Annotated in this window: 16 protein-coding genes and 1 tRNA gene; 11 read left to right on the top strand and 6 right to left on the bottom strand. The window is 71.2% G+C overall.

What is annotated here, in order from left to right; all coding sequences use genetic code 11:
- Positions 1-105 precede the first annotated feature (105 nt).
- Positions 106-261, top strand: coding sequence for a hypothetical protein (locus JIAGA_RS34420; RefSeq protein WP_157552873.1), 156 nt, complete (start codon positions 106-108; stop codon positions 259-261).
- Positions 262-319: 58 nt separating this feature from the next.
- Here the strand turns inward: JIAGA_RS34420 and JIAGA_RS0108015 are convergent, their stop codons facing one another.
- Complete coding sequence (locus JIAGA_RS0108015; RefSeq protein WP_051425858.1) at positions 320-1,186, bottom strand: phosphotransferase family protein; 867 nt, start codon at positions 1,184-1,186, stop codon at positions 320-322.
- 45 nt (positions 1,187-1,231) lie between these two features.
- Between JIAGA_RS0108015 and ligD the strand changes: the two genes are divergently transcribed.
- Positions 1,232-2,158, top strand: coding sequence for a non-homologous end-joining DNA ligase (gene ligD / locus JIAGA_RS0108010; protein ID WP_026875258.1), 927 nt, complete (start codon positions 1,232-1,234; stop codon positions 2,156-2,158).
- Between the two features lie 62 nt (positions 2,159-2,220).
- On the opposite strand, the gene JIAGA_RS0108005 is transcribed toward ligD, so the two are convergent.
- From JIAGA_RS0108005 to JIAGA_RS28340, 3 genes are all read right to left on the bottom strand, one after another.
- Complete coding sequence (locus JIAGA_RS0108005; protein ID WP_051425857.1) at positions 2,221-3,393, bottom strand: FUSC family protein; 1,173 nt, start codon at positions 3,391-3,393, stop codon at positions 2,221-2,223.
- Between the two features lie 85 nt (positions 3,394-3,478).
- Positions 3,479-3,775 (bottom strand): co-chaperone GroES, encoded by a 297-nt coding sequence (locus JIAGA_RS0108000; protein WP_051426616.1) that lies wholly within the window; start codon positions 3,773-3,775, stop codon positions 3,479-3,481.
- A 66-nt stretch (positions 3,776-3,841) separates the two neighbouring features.
- Positions 3,842-4,171: a DUF3618 domain-containing protein gene (locus JIAGA_RS28340; RefSeq protein WP_035812255.1), complete on the bottom strand. Its 330-nt coding sequence runs from the start codon at positions 4,169-4,171 to the stop codon at positions 3,842-3,844.
- Between the two features lie 71 nt (positions 4,172-4,242).
- Between JIAGA_RS28340 and bcp the strand changes: the two genes are divergently transcribed.
- Together bcp and JIAGA_RS0107985 are read left to right on the top strand one after the other, a co-directional pair.
- A complete protein-coding gene (gene bcp / locus JIAGA_RS0107990; RefSeq protein ID WP_026875254.1) occupies positions 4,243-4,728 on the top strand; it encodes a thioredoxin-dependent thiol peroxidase in 486 nt (161 codons plus the stop codon).
- Positions 4,725-6,881, top strand: coding sequence for a DUF8094 domain-containing protein (locus JIAGA_RS0107985; RefSeq protein ID WP_026875253.1), 2,157 nt, complete (start codon positions 4,725-4,727; stop codon positions 6,879-6,881). The genes bcp and JIAGA_RS0107985 overlap by 4 nt, the downstream gene beginning before the upstream one ends.
- Before the next feature lie 39 nt (positions 6,882-6,920).
- Here the strand turns inward: JIAGA_RS0107985 and JIAGA_RS28335 are convergent, their stop codons facing one another.
- Positions 6,921-7,175 (bottom strand): DUF488 family protein, N3 subclade, encoded by a 255-nt coding sequence (locus JIAGA_RS28335; protein ID WP_084469551.1) that lies wholly within the window; start codon positions 7,173-7,175, stop codon positions 6,921-6,923.
- Positions 7,175-7,570 carry a Rid family hydrolase gene (locus tag JIAGA_RS0107975; protein ID WP_026875252.1) on the bottom strand — a complete coding sequence of 132 codons (396 nt, stop codon included), beginning with the start codon at positions 7,568-7,570 and terminating at the stop codon, positions 7,175-7,177. The genes JIAGA_RS28335 and JIAGA_RS0107975 overlap by 1 nt, the downstream gene beginning before the upstream one ends.
- 108 nt (positions 7,571-7,678) lie before the next feature.
- On the opposite strand from JIAGA_RS0107975, the gene JIAGA_RS0107970 reads away from it, so the two are divergent.
- From JIAGA_RS0107970 to JIAGA_RS0107940, 7 genes are all read left to right on the top strand, one after another.
- Complete coding sequence (locus tag JIAGA_RS0107970; protein ID WP_026875251.1) at positions 7,679-8,668, top strand: helix-turn-helix transcriptional regulator; 990 nt, start codon at positions 7,679-7,681, stop codon at positions 8,666-8,668.
- A gap of 96 nt (positions 8,669-8,764) precedes the next feature.
- Positions 8,765-8,846: transfer RNA gene (locus tag JIAGA_RS0107965), tRNA-Leu, on the top strand.
- Between the two features lie 71 nt (positions 8,847-8,917).
- Positions 8,918-9,505, top strand: coding sequence for a GNAT family N-acetyltransferase (locus JIAGA_RS28330; protein ID WP_035812252.1), 588 nt, complete (start codon positions 8,918-8,920; stop codon positions 9,503-9,505).
- A 156-nt stretch (positions 9,506-9,661) separates the two neighbouring features.
- The gene (locus JIAGA_RS0107955) at positions 9,662-10,465 is read left to right on the top strand and encodes an NAD(P)H-binding protein (protein ID WP_026875250.1); all 804 of its coding nucleotides are present in this window, start codon (positions 9,662-9,664) and stop codon (positions 10,463-10,465) included.
- A 35-nt stretch (positions 10,466-10,500) separates the two neighbouring features.
- Positions 10,501-10,941: a hypothetical protein gene (locus JIAGA_RS0107950; protein WP_035812249.1), complete on the top strand. Its 441-nt coding sequence runs from the start codon at positions 10,501-10,503 to the stop codon at positions 10,939-10,941.
- A 99-nt stretch (positions 10,942-11,040) separates the two neighbouring features.
- Positions 11,041-15,000, top strand: coding sequence for an ATP-dependent RNA helicase HrpA (gene hrpA / locus JIAGA_RS0107945; protein ID WP_026875248.1), 3,960 nt, complete (start codon positions 11,041-11,043; stop codon positions 14,998-15,000).
- A 22-nt stretch (positions 15,001-15,022) separates the two neighbouring features.
- Positions 15,023-15,751 carry a DNA alkylation repair protein gene (locus JIAGA_RS0107940; protein ID WP_026875247.1) on the top strand — a complete coding sequence of 243 codons (729 nt, stop codon included), beginning with the start codon at positions 15,023-15,025 and terminating at the stop codon, positions 15,749-15,751.
- The last annotated feature ends 21 nt before the right edge of the window (positions 15,752-15,772 follow it).

Raw genomic sequence — 15,772 nt, 5'->3', positions numbered from 1 at the left:
CAGCTAACTACATCGGGAATCCGCCCGACGTAGTCCAGAGATGGGCTACCGGGCGGACTGTTAGGAGCGGTTCACCGGTGCCCTCAGCACGCAGGAGGAATCCACGTGGAACGCGACAACAGGCGAGAGCGTCCGATGCTGGCCGACCTGAGAAAGTTCCGCCAGTACACCGAGGTCGTCGGCCAGATCCTTCGGGACCTCTGGCCGCTGGTCGCGGTGGCGTTCTCGATTCTGGGTGTTGCCCTGCATCAGCTCGGCTGAGGCCGTGCCGTAGGGAGCGAACGGGGGACTGGTGCGAGCCGGTCCCCTTCGTGCGTCTCTACAGCGCCGTGGGTTCGTCGCCGGCGAAGGTCCAGTCCAGGTGCCGCAGGCCCAGCTCGGCGTAACGGCGTGGCCCGTCGGCGAGGCCGTAGGCGATGTCCTCGAGCACGGTGCACCGCGCGTAGAAGACCGCCCGCAGGCGCAGGTCGTCGTCGGCGCGCCCGCCGAACCTGTCGGTGTACAGGTTCACGATCGCCGCGAACACGTCCGGCCCGAGGTCGCGGAGCAAGCGGCCGAAGTCGTGCGCGGGGTCGGCGATCGCGGCGTCGGACCAGTCGATGACGCCGGTGACGGTGGACGTCGCGGCGTCGACGAGCACGTGTTCGGTGCCCAGGTCGTTGTGGCAGAAGACGCGCGACGGCGGCGGGTCCGGCGCCGTCGACGCCAGGAAGGCCTCGATCCGCGGACGCAGCGGCTCCGGCACGGCGCCGGCGACGTCCGGATAGGTGGCCGCGGCCTCCTCCAGCCAGACCGTCAGCGGCGCGTCGTCGACCGGCACCAGCGCCGCGACGTCGTCGACCGGCACTCTGTGTAGCGCCGCGAGGAACCTCGCCAGCGGCTCGGCCAGCGCTGACACCGGCACCGCCGGGCTCTGGTTCAGCGGCACTCCCGGCAGCCGCCGGTACGCCAGCAGTCCGCCGTCGACGAACACCGGCTCGGGCGTCGGCAGCGGCGACACCGTGCCGACGTAGGCCAGCAGCGCGGCCTCGCGCTCCGCGTCGCCGCCGTCGGGCGCGCCCCGCACCACCAGCTCGCCGTTGACGTCATAGGCGACGTTGTCCAGGCCCGAACCGAGCCGCGTCACCGAACGCACCTCGTACCCGGGCAACTGCCGGGCCAGCGCCGTCCGAACTTCCGAGATCACCCCGTCATGCTGGATCGACTCGCCGCGATGGGCAAGACTGCGGGCATGGCTGCGAGCAAGGTCACCGTCGACGTCGAGGGACGCACGCTGGCGCTGAGCAACCTCGGCAAGGTGCTCTACCCGGAGACGGGGACCACCAAGGGCGAGGTCATCCAGTACTACACGCACATCGCGCCGGTGTTGCTTCCGCACCTGGCCGACCGGCCGGTCACCCGGAAGCGGTGGCCGAACGGCGTCGCCGAGGACAGCTTCTTCGAGAAGAACGCGCCACGGGGCACGCCATCATGGGTCCGGACGGCGGAGCTGCCGTCGCCGGGCAGCACGAAGGACCGCGACACCGTCGTCTACGTCATGGCCGACGACCTCGCCACCCTGGTCTGGCTGGCCAACCTGGCGGTGCTGGAGATCCACGTGCCGCAGTGGACGGTCGCCGACGGCGTCGCCACTAATCCCGACCGGCTCGTGGTCGACCTCGACCCCGGCGAGCCGGCGAACATCATCCAGTGCTGCCAGGTGGCGCTGCTGCTCGGTGAGCTCTTCGACGAGGCCGGGCTGCCGTCGTACCCCAAGACGAGCGGGTCGAAGGGGATGCAGATGTACGTTCCCCTGGACCGTGGTGTCACCGACGACGACGTCAGCGCCTACGCGCGCGGCCTGGCTCAGCAGCTGGAGCGCGACCACCCGAAGCTGATCATCTCGCGGATGGAACGCGCGGCCCGCGGCGGCAAGGTGTTCATCGACTGGAGCCAGAACAACGCCGCGAAGACGACTGTGGCGCCGTACTCCGTGCGCGGCCGGTCGGCGCCGACGGTGTCCACGCCGGTCACCTGGGACGAGGTGGAGAAGGCGGCACGGTCGACGGCGAAGACCAGGCTGCCGCTGCAGTTCGACATCGACGACGTCCTGGGCCGCATCGACGACGACGGCGACCTGCTCGCCCCGATGCTCGACCAGGCCCATCCCCTCCCATGATCATCAAGACTTGGCCCGGTCATAGGCGGGTCACGTCTTGATGATCATGGGAGCCAGCGGCCTCAGCCGTAGCTGACCGGGCCTTCCGGCAGCCCCGGCAGCAGCTCCTGTACCTCGTCCCGGCTCAGCCCGGTCGCCAGCAACGCGTCCACGGCGAGCGAGCGCACCTGCGCGATCACCACCTGGCCGGCGAACCCGCCGGTGTGGTCCAGCGCCTCCGTGGCCATCTGCGCCGCGGCGACGGCCGACAGCCGGCTCTCGCGGGGCTCGTCGCCGCGGTCCAGGTCGATGCGCAGCAGGCGCAGCGCGCCGGCGAGCGCCCGCAGCGACTGCGGCACCTCCTGCGGTACCGGCTCGTTGCGCTGCAGGATGCTGATCACGTGCCGGCACAGCACCCGCACGTTGCGGGTCATGTGGTCCACCGGCACCGCGACGTCCACGTAGGCGCCCAGGTGCCCGCGTTCGCGCCAGCGCACCGGCGCGATGCGGGCCACCTCGTTCGCCCCTTCCATGGCGGAGTGCATGTCGTCGACGTCGGCCTGGGTGTCGCGGGCCCGTTCCAGCGCCTTCGTGGCGGCGGCGCGGTCCCGGCCGACGAGGGCCTGGGCGGACTCCTCGAGCAGCTCCGCCAGCGTCGTGAGGAGCGGGTCGATCTGCCTCCGCGCCGCCGAGACGGGGTTCAACGGCAGCAGCACCACACTGATGACGAGCCCGACGACGCCACCGACCAGCGCATCGACGAAGCGGTCCAGGTTGATCACGGTGCCGTCGGACGGCGGTACGAACGCCACCACCAGGACCGCTGACGCCGCCGCCTGCGTGACGATCAACGGCCCGCCGCCCACCAGCACGGCTACCACCATCGCCAAGGTGACGACCACGCCGATCTGGACGACCCCCGCCCCGATCCACGCCACCAGCAGGTCGCCCACCAGCACACCCAGCGCCACCCCGCCGACCAGCTCCAGCACCCGGGGCAGCCGCTGCCCCAGGCCGCCGCCGAGGACGATCAGCGCGGCGATGGGCGCGAAGAACGGCTGTGTGTGGTCGATGGGCGGCAGCGTGGCGAGCCACCAGGCCAACGCGGCACCGACGGCGGACTGGACGATGGGCAGCGCGGTGAGACGGACCCGCCGCAACCGGGTGCCAGCACTTTCGCGGGAACGCTGCGCCAGCGCCTCCAGGGCCTCCTCGGCTCGGTGGGCGCGCGGCGAGTTCTCGGGCTGGCCAGCCACGTGATCGATGGTAGGGGTTCACCCGGCCGGCCATCAGGCTGCGCGGCGCCGCCGCAGCTCAGCGGCGGACGCGAGGAGGCTGCGGCTACAGGTACAGGCCGGTCTGGCCGTCGGAAAGGCGCTCGGAGGCGACGGCGTGCAGATCACGCTCGCGCAGCAGCACGTAGGTCTCGCTACGGACCTCGACCTCGGCCTTGTCGTCCGGGTCGAACAAGACGCGGTCGCCGATCTCGACGGTGCGCACGTTGGCGCCGAGCGCCACCACCCGGGCCCACGCCAGCCGGCGGCCCATGGCCGCCGTGGCGGGGATGACGATGCCGGCCGACGAGCGGCGCTCGCCCTCCTCGCCGTCGAGCGAGACGAGGACGCGATCGTGCAGCATCCGGATGGGCAGCTTGTCGGGATCCTGGGTGGTCACAACAGTACAGATTACGTGCTCACGCCAGCCTCAGCGCCGCCGCGCCCGCCACACCAGGAGCCCGGCGACCACGACAGCACCGGCCAGTGCGCCCAGAACCTCCAGCCGGGGGTTCCCGTCCCGCGTGGTGACCCGCGCTTTCACGCCCGCTACACCGTCCCTGACCAGCCGCGACGGCGCCAACCGCGCGGTCAGCTCGTCGACGTTGGCGGCCAGCCGCTCGGTGCGCGCCGTGATGTCCTGCTCGATCTGCGCGGCGCTGCGGGGACGACGGTCGATCTCGGCCTGCACCTCGGGCGCGAGTGGCACCGGCTGCCGGTGACGGCCAGGCACCGGCGGGGCGGGTTCGATCGAGCTCACCTGTACCTCCTGATCGGGCGGTGACGGAACTACCGTACCGATGCAACGCGCCCAGGGAATGTGGATACGGTGTGACCGTGACTGACTCGCGACTCTCCCCGGGCGATTCCGCACCCGAGTTCTCCCTGCCCGACGCCGACGGCGCCACCGTGTCGCTGTCCTCCTACCGCGGGCAGCGGGTCGTCCTCTACTTCTACCCAGCCGCCATGACGCCCGGCTGCACCAAGCAGGCCTGCGACTTCCGCGACAGCCTCGCGTCGCTGCAGGCCGCCGGGTATGCCGTCGTGGGCATCTCTCCCGACCCGCCGGCCAAGCTGGTGCAGTTCCGCGACCGCGACGAGCTCACGTTCCCCCTGCTGTCCGACGAGAGCCGCGAGACGCTGACGGCCTACGGCGCGTTCGGTGAGAAGCAGCTCTACGGCAAGACGGTCACCGGTGTCATCCGCTCCACGTTCGTCATCGACGCCGACGGGCGCATCGAGAAGGCGATGTACAACGTGCGCGCCACGGGCCACGTCGCCAAGCTCCGGCGGGATCTCGGGCTCGACGCGGCGTGAGGTTCCCCGCCCCGCGGACCGTCGCCGGTGTCGCACTGATCGTCCTCGGCACACCGCCGCTGCTGGCCGGCGCCGTCGTCGCGGGCTACGTCGGCCCCGACGACACCGTCGACCTGGTCCGCAGGGACGTCTCCACCGAGAGCTCGGTCATCTCCACGGCCGTCTCCATGACGTCCTTCACCGGGCCGGTGCTGCACGTCAGCGCCGACGCCGGCGACACCGAGACGTTCGTCGGCGTGGCGCACCAGGTGCACGTCGACTCCTACCTGCAGGGCGTGGCGCAGGAGACCGTCACCGACCTGACCCCACGCGGCGAGCTCACCCTGGAGAGCTCCGGCCCGGACGCGGGGTCCGACGCGGGGTCCGACGCCGGCGCCGGCGAGGACAGGGATCCGGACCCGGGTGGGGACGCTGACCTCGGCACCGACCCGGACGCCGAGGCGGACGGCGACCACGGTACCGATGCTGAGGGCGACTCCGGCACGGACACGGACGGCGATCCCGGTACCGACGCGGACGGCGGCTTCGGTACCGACGCGGACGGCGGCCTCGGTACCGACGCGCCCGCCGCGGACGGCCCGGCCGCGCCGCCGGGCGACCTGGACTGGTGGCAGGAGAGCTCCTCCGGAGCCGGCCGCCAGGCGGTGACGTTCGAGTTGACGGACGTGCCGTTGCGCGCGGTCGTCATGACGCCGTCGGCGGCCGGCGCACTTGATGTGGCACTGGGCATCGACGTCGAGATCGACGGACTGTTCGTCACGGCCGTGCTGGTCGGGGTAGCCGGGCTGCTGCTCGTCGTCGGTGGGGTGCTGATCCTCTGGCTGCGCCGGCGACGGCGCAAGCGCGAGCTGCGCGTCGTCCCGCCGCTGGATCGGGGCGAGCAGACCAAGCCGCCGGCCGCGGCCGAGCCACCCGACAAGCCCGCAGACAAGGATTCAGACAAGGACTCAGGCTACGACGACCGCGACGGCGGCACGCCGCCGGCTGACGGTGCCGGCGACGCCGAACCGGAGCGGGAGAAGATCGCAACCGTCACGCCGCTGCCCCGGCGCACCCCGCTGTCGGACCGCCCGCGGCCGCAGGGCGCACCGACACCGCCCGAGCCCACACCGCCGCCGGAGGGCACAGCGCCACCGGAGGGCACGCCAGCACCACCGGCACCTCCGCCGCCCCCGAAGCCGAAGCCGTCCGCGCGCGCCCGGATCGTCGTCGCCCTGGGCCTGTCCGGGCTGGTGACCGCCTGCGCCCAGGTTCCGCAGGAGATCAGCGACGCCGACCGGGTCTCCTCCATCCCGGCCATCACCCCGGACCGGGCCGGCGAGTTCTTCACGGCTTTCGGGGAGGCCAGCACCGAGGCGTCCGCGGCGCTCGACGCCACCCTGCTCGCCGACGTCGCCGGCGGAACGCTGCTGGAGACCACCCAGTTCGCCTACGAGGAGCGGCTGACCACCGGTGACGCCCCGGCTGTCGAACCGCTCGACGTCACACCTGGCACCCTGCTGTCGCCACGCGTCGACGCCTACCCGATGTGGGCGGTGGTCACCGGCGAGCCGGGCGACGGCGCGGCACCACCATGGTTCCTGCTGACCCGCGAGACCGCGGCCTCGCCCTGGCTCGCGAGCCTCGCGGTCCAGCCGGCCGCAGCCACCTCCATCACGCCGCCGGTCACCGGCGAGGACGGTGCCGCCGTCGTCGCCGACGAGGACATGGCCGCCCGCGGCCAGGAGGTCCTGGACGCCCTGATCGAGTACGGCGAGACCGGCGTCGAGCCTGAACGCGTCGACCTCACCAACGCCGACGGCGTGACGCGGCTGCCCCAGCACGGCCTGCAACTCGACACCGCCCCGCCTGAGTTCGGCACCGTCGCGCGCAGCTGCGCCATCGAGAACCCCGACGACATCCACTGGCTGACCACCGAGTACGGCGCCGTCACGCTGGCGTCCATCAGCTGCACCCAGACGATGAGCGCCAATCCCGGCTACAGCGTCGTCATCGAGGCCGACGGCTTGGGCACCATCCCGGGCGGTTCCGAGATCAACCAGGCGGAGATCTCGCAGAGTGCCAGTTTCGTCCTGTCGGTCGACACCGACGGTTCGGCCACGGTCACCGGCCAGCGGATGCAGCCGCTGTCCATGACCTGGTCTCTCCCCTGACCTCACCTGGGTACCGTCCCGACAGTCTGGCATTCCCCATCAGGCCGGACGCAGGTGCTCGATCGTGACGCGGTGGCGCTCGGCCAGCCGCTGGGCGATGAGCGAGCGGTGGCATGCTTCGGGGTCGCGCTCGACACAGAGCAGCGCCGCGGTCCCGCCGCTCGACAGCGCCGACACGATCGTCGTCAGGTCGGCGCGGTCCAGGATCTCTGTGGTGTAGCGGCGGGTGTACTCGGCGGTGCCTGCTGCTCGTGCCGGTGCACCGAATGACTGCCGGAATCGGCGAGACCGCATCACGCGACGGCGGTTGCCTCGAGCTCGACCATCAGGACCGGGATCGCCAGCCGTGTCACCCCGAGCATCGTGGTGGGCGGTGCCACCCCGGCGGCGCCCAACCGCGACGCCAGCACGCCGTAGTGCTCGAAGAGCCGATCGACGTCGGTGGTGTAGACGTTGAGCCGGACAAGGTTCGCAAGCGACATACCGGCCTCGCCGAGAACGGCCTCCAGGTTGTCGAGGCTCAGCGCCAGCTGCGCAGCCATGTCACCCGCATGCTGGGGCTTGCCGTCGCCGTTCATCGCGGTCTGCCCGGAGCAGTACAGGGTTCGGGTGTGCCCGGAGACGACCTCCCCCTGGTTGTATCCCATCTGCGCCGACCACGCCCACGGATTGACGACCGTTCGCTTCAGGGCCACCTCAGCGCCGTTCGATTCGGTAGGTGCCTTCGTGTTCGTCATGTCGATCAGCCTCCCAACAAATCACGACATCTTGTGTCGTGTATTCCGTAGGGTTTTCGTATGCGTGCTGACCGGTTGGTATCGCTGGTGCTGTTGCTGCGGCAGCACGGCCGGCTGTCCGCGGCCACGCTGGCCCGCGAGCTGGAAGTGTCCACCCGCACCGTGCTGCGCGACATCGAGGCGTTGTCCGCGGCCGGCGTCCCGGTCTACGCCGAACGGGGCCGGCACGGCGGTTTCGCTTTGCTCCCCGGCTTCCAGGCCGAGCTCACCGGCCTGAACCACGACGAGGCACTTGCCCTGCTGGTCGCCGGATCGCGGCGCGGCGCGCAGGCATTCGGCCTCGGCTCGGCGCTCGCTTCGGCCATGCGCAAGGTGGTCGACGCGCTACCTGAAAGCTACCGGGCCACCGCGGCCGGCGCGGCCCAGCGATTGCTCATCGACCCGGAGACCGACCTCCTCTCGCGTCGGCTGATCGCTGAGGAGGTGCCTGACACCGTCCTGGCCGAGGTCCGGCGTGCGGTGTTCGCCGGACACAAGCTGCGCATCCACTACGCGGCTGTGAACCAGGCCCCGAAGTGGCGCACGGTCGACCCGATCGGCCTGGTCACGGTCCGCGACCATGGCTACTTGCTGGCCACGAGGGCTGGCGCGGATCGCACCTACCGGCTGTCCCGGGTCCTGGCCGCCGAGGAACTCCCCGAACCCGCACAGCGACCCGACCGGGTCGACCTGGACCAGGCCTGGCAGGAACGCAGCACGCGGTTTCGGGCCGGCGGCGACCACGTCACCGTGCTCGTACGACTGAATCCGGCGCGCCGGGAGGACCTGGTGGGCACCGCTCTGGCCGTCCACGCCGAGGAAGCCGACGCAGACGGCTGGCTGCGGCTCGAGGTGACCTTCCAGGATTCGAGACACGCTGGATGGGCGCTGTGGCAACTCGCCACGGACGCGGAGGCCCTGGCGCCGCAGTGGTTGCGCACCTCTCTGCGCGACCGCGCCGCCGCGATCGCCACCTGTTATGGCGGGCCTGGGGTGACGTCGTGGGCGTGAGTGCCGCGAAAGGCCGACCGACCAGCCCGCGAGCGCGGCTCAGACCCAGCACGTGACTCAGACCCAGCACGCTGCGTGGCATACGATGGCCGACGCGCGGGAGTGGCGGAATTGGCAGACGCGTCAGGTTTAGGTCCTGGTGTCTTCGGACGTAGGGGTTCAAGTCCCCTCTCCCGCACCCTCTGTCACCCACGCCGCGGCAGGGCCGTATGGTGCCGACCTGCCCCGCCACGGCGTACGTTGGTGTCCATGGCCTACGCGTTCGAGGTGCGGCCGCTCACGCCCGCGACCTGGGCGGACCTCGAGGACCTCTTCGGTCTGCGCGGCGGCTCGATCGTCCGCGGGTGCTGGTGCATGTTCTACCGGAAGACCGGCGGGTCGGTGAGTGCCGCCGCGGCGGCGGACAACAAGCGCGAACTGCGCGCTCTGGTCGACGGCGACGGCGTCACGCCCGGTCTGGTGGGCTACGTCGACGGCGCACCGGCGGGGTGGGTCAGCCTGGGCCCGCGCGAGGACTATGCGAAGCTACGCCGCTCCCCGATCATGAAGCCCGTCGACGACATTCCGGTCTGGTCGATCATCTGCACCTATGTCGCCAAGCCCTTCCGTGGCCAGGGCGTACAGCACCGGCTGCTCGGCGCCGCGATCGCTCATGCCCGGGGCCACGGTGTCCGCATGCTCGAGGCGTACCCGGTGGACAAGCCGCAACGCAGCCACGACGACTTCATGTTCTTCGGCTCCCGCTCGCTCTACGAGAAGGCCGGGTTCACCGAGGTGGTGCGGCGCTCGCCGACGCGGTTGGTCATGCGCCGCGCGCTGCGTCCGGCGCGCGGCTGAGGGCACCGTCGCGACCCGCCACCATGCGACTCCCCGCCTCACCGGGCAAGCATGGGTGGTGCGGCGGGAGGACCCCAACGCCACGTGATCATTTTCGGTCGGCAGGCCCGCGGTTGGGCGGCGCAGCCCTATATGCGTACGGTGTACCCTGATTGCATGACCATTCTCGTGACCGGAGCCACCGCAAGCGTCGGCCGCCTCGTCGTCGATCATCTCCTCGCCCACGGCGCCGCCGACGTGCGCGCCTTGGTCAAGAATCCGGACCGGGCGTCGTTGCCGGACGGCGTCGAGGTCGCCGTCGGCTATCTCGGTGAACCCGAGACCATGCCGGCTGCCCTGAAGGGCGTCGAGCGGATGTATCTCGCCTCCTACCCGGACACGGCCGCGGAGGTGCTGGCCCTCGCCCGCGAGGCGGGTGTCAAGCACGTCGTCGACCTGTCCGGGGAGCCGGAGAGCTGGTGGTACGAGTTGGTCCAGGCGGTGGAGGCGTCCGGCGTGGCGTGGACGCACCTGTGGCCGGGGGAGTTCATGGAGAACTCGACCATGTGGGCCGAGCAGATCCGCACCTCCGGCCAGGTCCGCGACGCCCACCCGGAGTCGGCGAACGCCGCCATCGCCATGGACGACGTCGCGGCCGTTGCCGCCGCGGCGCTGCTGGACGAGTCGTACATCGGCAAAGCCCTCCCCCTGACCGGCCCGGAGACGCTGACGCGCGCTGCGAGGGTCGCGCTGATCGGTCGGGCCCTGGGCCGCGAGATCCCTTACGTCGAGCTCAGCCACGAGGAGGCGGTCGCGGAGCTCACCCCGTCCATGGGCGAGTTCGCGGCGTGGTACATCGACGGTGAAGCCGAGCTGGTCGACAACCCCCAGCCGGCGGTCACCACCGTCGCCGACGTACTCTGCCGGCCGGCGACGACGTTCGCCGAGTGGGCGGTCACCCACGCCGACGAGTTCCGCTGACCGTTTCACCCCGACCGGCGCGCTAGATTCGCATTGTGACGATTGTCGCGTTCGTGATCGCGTTCGTCGCGCTGCTGGTGGCCGTCGCGGCCATCCGGTACGCGCGGCGGACGGTCGACGGCCCCGGCCGCGCGACGCGGGTCCGCCAGCGCATGCGTGGCCGCGGCCGCCAGCGCGCCGGTCCGCGGTTCCGGCTCGAGCGCATCAGCCGGCACCGGTACGTCCTGCACAACGACGGCGCCGTCAGTGCCTACGACGTGCGGCTGCACACCGGCGACGTCATGGTCCACGAGGGCGACACCGCCTTCCACGAGCTCCCGCCCGGCCACCGCGAGGAGTACGTGCTCATCCAGCCGATGCACGGCCCACAGGAGGAGATCAGCGTCTCCTGGCGGCCGAGCACCAGCGCCGCGGAGCAGATCACCGCCCTGCCGCTGACCACCGAGATCGTGCGGCCGAACGACCAGGACGCCTGACGCGGCGCGACCGCGCACGCCACTTCTGGAGAGAAGACGCAGACGGCTCGCCGATAACGAGGTGAACTCGCCGCCCGCCGATCGTAGGCTTGGGGTCGTATGCCCACCTCCCCTGTCGCTGACCTCCGCGCCCGCCTGCCCGAGCTCTCGCTCCGGGACGAGCGGCGTCTCGCGCGCAGGCTGGACGGACTACGGAAGGTCCGCGTCGAGGAAGCACGCGACACCGCGCTCGCCGAGATCACCGCGGAAGTCGAGGCGGCCGAGCGGAGGGTGCGGCGCCGGCAGGCGTCCGTCCCGGCCATCCGCTATCCCGCCGAGCTCCCGGTCAGCCAGCGCCGCGACGAGATCGCCGCGGCCATCCGCGACCATCAGGTCGTGATCGTCGCCGGCGAGACCGGGTCGGGCAAGACGACGCAGCTGCCGAAGATCTGCCTGGAGCTGGGCCGGGGCGTGCGGGGCACCATCGGGCACACCCAGCCGCGCCGGCTGGCCGCGCGCACCGTCGCCGAGCGGGTCGCCGAGGAACTCGGCACGTCGCTGGGCACCGCCGTCGGCTATCAGGTGCGCTTCACGCAGAAGGCCGGCGACGACACCCTGGTCAAGCTGATGACCGACGGCATCCTGCTGGCGGAAATCGGCCAGGACCCGATGCTGCGGCGCTACGACACGATCATCGTCGACGAGGCGCACGAACGCAGCCTCAACATCGACTTCATCCTCGGCTACCTCAAGCGGCTGCTCCCCCGCCGTCCCGACCTCAAGATCGTCATCACCTCGGCCACCATCGACCCCGAGCGCTTCGCCGCCCACTTCGACGACGCACCCATCGTCGAGGTCTCCGGTCGCACCTATCCCGTCGAGATCCGCTACCGCCCGCTGGACGAGTCCGACGACGACGGCGCCGCCCCCGACGCCCGCGACGCCCGCGGCAGCTCCCGGGACGAGCCGCGTGACCAGGTCCAGGCCATCGTCGACGCCTGCGACGAGCTGGCCCTGGAGGCGCCCGGCGACGTGCTCGTGTTCCTGTCCGGCGAACGCGAGATCCGCGACACCGCCGACGCGCTGCGCAAACGCTACGAGCGCTCGGTCACTCCAGTAGAGGTGCTGCCGCTCTACGCCCGGCTGTCCGCGGCCGAGCAGCACCGGGTCTTCCAACCGCATACCGGCCGGCGCATCGTGCTGGCCACCAACGTCGCCGAGACGTCCCTGACGGTGCCCGGCATCCGTTACGTCGTCGACCCCGGCACCGCGCGCATCTCCCGCTACAGCAACCGCACGAAGGTGCAGCGGCTGCCCATCGAGCCGGTGTCGCAGGCGTCGGCGCGGCAGCGGGCGGGTCGCTGCGGCCGGTTGTCCGACGGCATCTGCATCCGGCTGTACTCCGAGGAGGACTTCGAGTCCCGGCCGACGTTCACCGAGCCGGAGATCCTGCGCACCAACCTCGCGTCGGTCATCCTGCAGATGACGGCGCTCGGCCTGGGCGACGTGGCCGCGTTCCCGTTCCTCGACCCGCCGGACCGCCGCAGCATCGCCGACGGCGTCAGCCTGCTGGTCGAGCTGAGTGCGCTCGACCCCGCCGCGCGCGACGACAAGAGCCGGCTGACCTCTGTCGGGCGGTCGCTGTCGCAGCTGCCAATCGACCCGCGGCTGGCCCGGATGATCCTGGAAGCCGACCGCAACGGCTGCCTGCGCGAGGTGCTGATCATCGCCGCGGCGCTGTCCATCCAGGATCCGCGGGAGCGGCCGACGGAGCAGCGAGAGGTCGCCGATGCGTTCCACGCCCGCTTCGCCGACCCCACCTCGGATTTCACTGCCTTCCTGAACCTGTGGCGGTACCTGAAGGAGAAGCAGGACGAGCTGTCCTCCAACCAGTTCCGCCGGCTGTGCCGCACCGAGCACCTCAACTACCTGCGGGTGCGTGAGTGGCAGGACCTCGAGTCGCAGCTGCGCCAGCTGGTGAAGCCGCTGAACCTCACGCTCAACACAGCAGACGGAAAGCCCGACGACATCCACCGCTCCCTGCTGGCCGGGCTGCTCTCGCACCTCGGAGTCAAGGACGAGGCGTCCAACGAATACCAGGGCGCCCGCGGCGCGCGGTTCGCGGTGTTCCCCGGGTCGGCGCTGTTCAAGAAGCCCCCGCAGTGGGTCATGTCGGCCGAGCTGGTCGAGACGTCCAGGCTGTGGGCCCGCGTGAACGCCCGCATCGACCCGGCGTGGGCGGAGCCGCTGGCCGAGCACCTGGTGAAGCGCACGTTCAGCGAGCCGCACTGGGAACGCAGGGCCGGCGCCGTCATGGGCTACGAGAAGGTCATGCTCTACGGAGTCGTCATCGTGCCGCGGCGCAAGGTGCCGTATGCGCGGGTCGACCCGGAGCTCAGCCGCGAGCTGTTCATCCGCCACGCGCTGGTCGAGGGCGACTGGTCCACGCATCACCGGTTCTTCCAGCACAACCGCGAGCTGCTCGAGGACGTCGAGGAGCTGGAGCACCGCGCCCGCCGCCGCGACATCCTGGTCGACGACGACACCCTGTTCGAGTTCTACGACCAGCGGCTGCCGGCGGACGTCGTCTCGGCGCGGCACTTCGACAGCTGGTGGAAGAAGGCACAGCGCGAGCACCCGGACCTGCTCACCTTCGACCCCGAGCTACTCACCACCGACGCCGCCGGCGCGGTCACGCAGGCCGACTACCCCGACAGCTGGCCGGCCGACGGGTTGGACCTGCGGCTGAGCTACCAGTTCGAGCCGGGCGCCGCCGCCGACGGCGTCACCGTGCACGTGCCGCTGGACGTGCTCAACCAGGTGGAGCCGGACGGGTTCGACTGGCAGGTGCCGGGGTTGCGCCTGGAACTGGTGACGGCGCTGATCAAGTCGTTGCCGAAGGCGCTGCGCCGGTCCTTCGTACCGGCACCGGACACCGCCGCGGCGGCGCTGGCGCAGCTGCCGTCGACCCCGGGCGGCGGCGACGGTGAGCCGATCACCGACGCGCTGGCCCGGGTGCTCACCCGGCTGCGCGGCACCCCGGTCTCGGGGTACGACTTCGACGTGTCCAAGGTGCCCGCGCACCTCGCCGTCACGTTCCGCGTCGTCGACGAGAAGGGCAAGACCGCCGCCGAGGGCAAGGACCTCGACGAGGTCAAGCACCGGCTGCGCGACCGGGTCCGCCGCAGCATGGCCGCTGCGGCCAGCAGCATCGAGAAGACCGGTCTGACGCAGTGGCCGGACGGCGACGTCCCGCGCACGTTCGAGCAGCGCCGCAGCAAGCTCGTCGTCACCGGATATCCCGCGCTGGTCGACGAGGGCGAGAGTGTCGCGCTGAAAGTTCTGGACACCGAGGACGAGCAGGCGCGCGCCATGTGGGCGGGCAACCGCCGGCTGCTGCTGCTCAGCGTCCCGTCGCCGGTGCCGTTCGTGCAGCGGCACCTGGACAACCGGTCGAAGCTGGTGCTGAGCCAGAATCCCGATGGGTCGATCGCGGCGCTGCTGGAGGACGTCACGGCGGCGGCCGCCGACGCGCTGATCGCCGCCGCCGGCGGCCCGGCCTGGAGCGCCACGGCGTTCGCCGCACTGCGAGAGCGAGTCCGCTCCGACCTCATCGAGACGGTGTTCGCCATGGTCACCGAGGTGGAGAAGGTGCTCGAGGTGGCGCACCGGGTGTCGACGGGGATGAAGAGCACCACCAGCCTGGCGCTGGCACCGTCGTTGGTGGACGCCCGTGCGCATCTCGCCGCGCTGATGGGTCCGGGGTTCGCGACGGCCACCGGACGCCGACGGCTGCCGGACCTGCTGCGCTACCTACGCGCCATCGAGCGGCGGCTGGAGAAGCTGCCGACCAGCCCGCAGCGAGACCGCACCAACATGGCCACCGTCCAGCGGGTCACCGACGAGTACCAGGCGCTGCTGGACGCGCTGCCGCCAGGACACCGGCCCACGGCGGAGCACGAGGCGATCCGGTGGATGATCGAGGAGCTGCGGGTCAGCCTGTTCGCACAGGAACTCGGCACCGCCCACCCGGTGTCGGAGAAGCGCGTCCTGCGCGCCATCGACGCACTCGCTCGCTGACGGCGTACCTAGAATTCCGCCCATGACGAACCTCGACGCGGCCCAGTTCGTGCAACGCCTGCGCGAGCACCAGTCCGAAGACGAGCTGCGCAAGATCCAGCGGTACTTCAAGTCCGGCGACGGCGAGTACGCCGCCGGCGACGTGTTCATCGGGGTGCGGATGGGCCAGGTGTTCGCGCTGGCCAAGGAGTTCATCGAGCTGCCGCCGGCGGAGCTCGAGACGCTGCTCGACGACGACGTGCACGAGGTGCGGGCCGGCGCCATGAGCATCATGGACAAGCAGGCCCGCCGCAAGCGCACCCCGGCCGAGCGCCGCGTCGAGCTGTTCGACCTCTACCTGCGCCGGCACGACCGCATCAACAACTGGGACCTCGTCGACCTGGGCGCGCCGTTCGTCGTCGGCGGCTACCTGGCCGACAAGCCGCGCGACGTCCTCTACCGGCTGGCCCGGTCCGCGTCGATGTGGGAGCGACGCACCGCCATCGTCGCCACCTCGTACTTCATTCGCGCCGGCGACCTGGAGGACACGTTCGCCATCGCCGAACTTCTCCTCACCGACGACGAGGACCTCATCCACAAGGCGACCGGCGGCTGGCTGCGCGCGGCCGGGCAGAAGGACCGAGGCCGGCTCATCGGCTTCCTGGACCAGCACGCGGCCGCGATGCCGGCCACCATGCTGCGCTACGCCGTCGAGCACCTGGACGCGGCCGAGAAGGCGCACTACCGCGCGCAGCGGAAGCCGGCCGGCTGAGGAATTCCCGGTCCGGATCCG

The sequence above is a fragment of the Jiangella gansuensis DSM 44835 genome (assembly GCF_000515395.1).
Classification (GTDB): Bacteria; Actinomycetota; Actinomycetes; order Jiangellales; family Jiangellaceae; genus Jiangella; species Jiangella gansuensis.
Note: the sequence above shows the minus strand (reverse complement) of the source record. Positions and strands in the feature narration are given on the sequence as shown.

Bases quoted from the DNA above. Each gene is read 5' to 3' on its own strand.
- JIAGA_RS0108000 (WP_051426616.1), bottom strand. From the start codon at position 3,775: ATGCTGCACGATCGCGTCCTCGTCTCGCTCGACGGCGAGGAGGGCGAG.
- hrpA (WP_026875248.1), top strand. From the start codon at position 11,041: ATGCCCACCTCCCCTGTCGCTGACCTCCGCGCCCGCCTGCCCGAGCTC.
- JIAGA_RS0107970 (WP_026875251.1), top strand. From the start codon at position 7,679: ATGCGTGCTGACCGGTTGGTATCGCTGGTGCTGTTGCTGCGGCAGCAC.
- JIAGA_RS0107940 (WP_026875247.1), top strand. From the start codon at position 15,023: ATGACGAACCTCGACGCGGCCCAGTTCGTGCAACGCCTGCGCGAGCAC.
- JIAGA_RS28335 (WP_084469551.1), bottom strand. From the start codon at position 7,175: ATGCGGTCTCGCCGATTCCGGCAGTCATTCGGTGCACCGGCACGAGCA.
- JIAGA_RS0107955 (WP_026875250.1), top strand. From the start codon at position 9,662: ATGACCATTCTCGTGACCGGAGCCACCGCAAGCGTCGGCCGCCTCGTC.
- ligD (WP_026875258.1), top strand. From the start codon at position 1,232: ATGGCTGCGAGCAAGGTCACCGTCGACGTCGAGGGACGCACGCTGGCG.
- JIAGA_RS28330 (WP_035812252.1), top strand. From the start codon at position 8,918: ATGGCCTACGCGTTCGAGGTGCGGCCGCTCACGCCCGCGACCTGGGCG.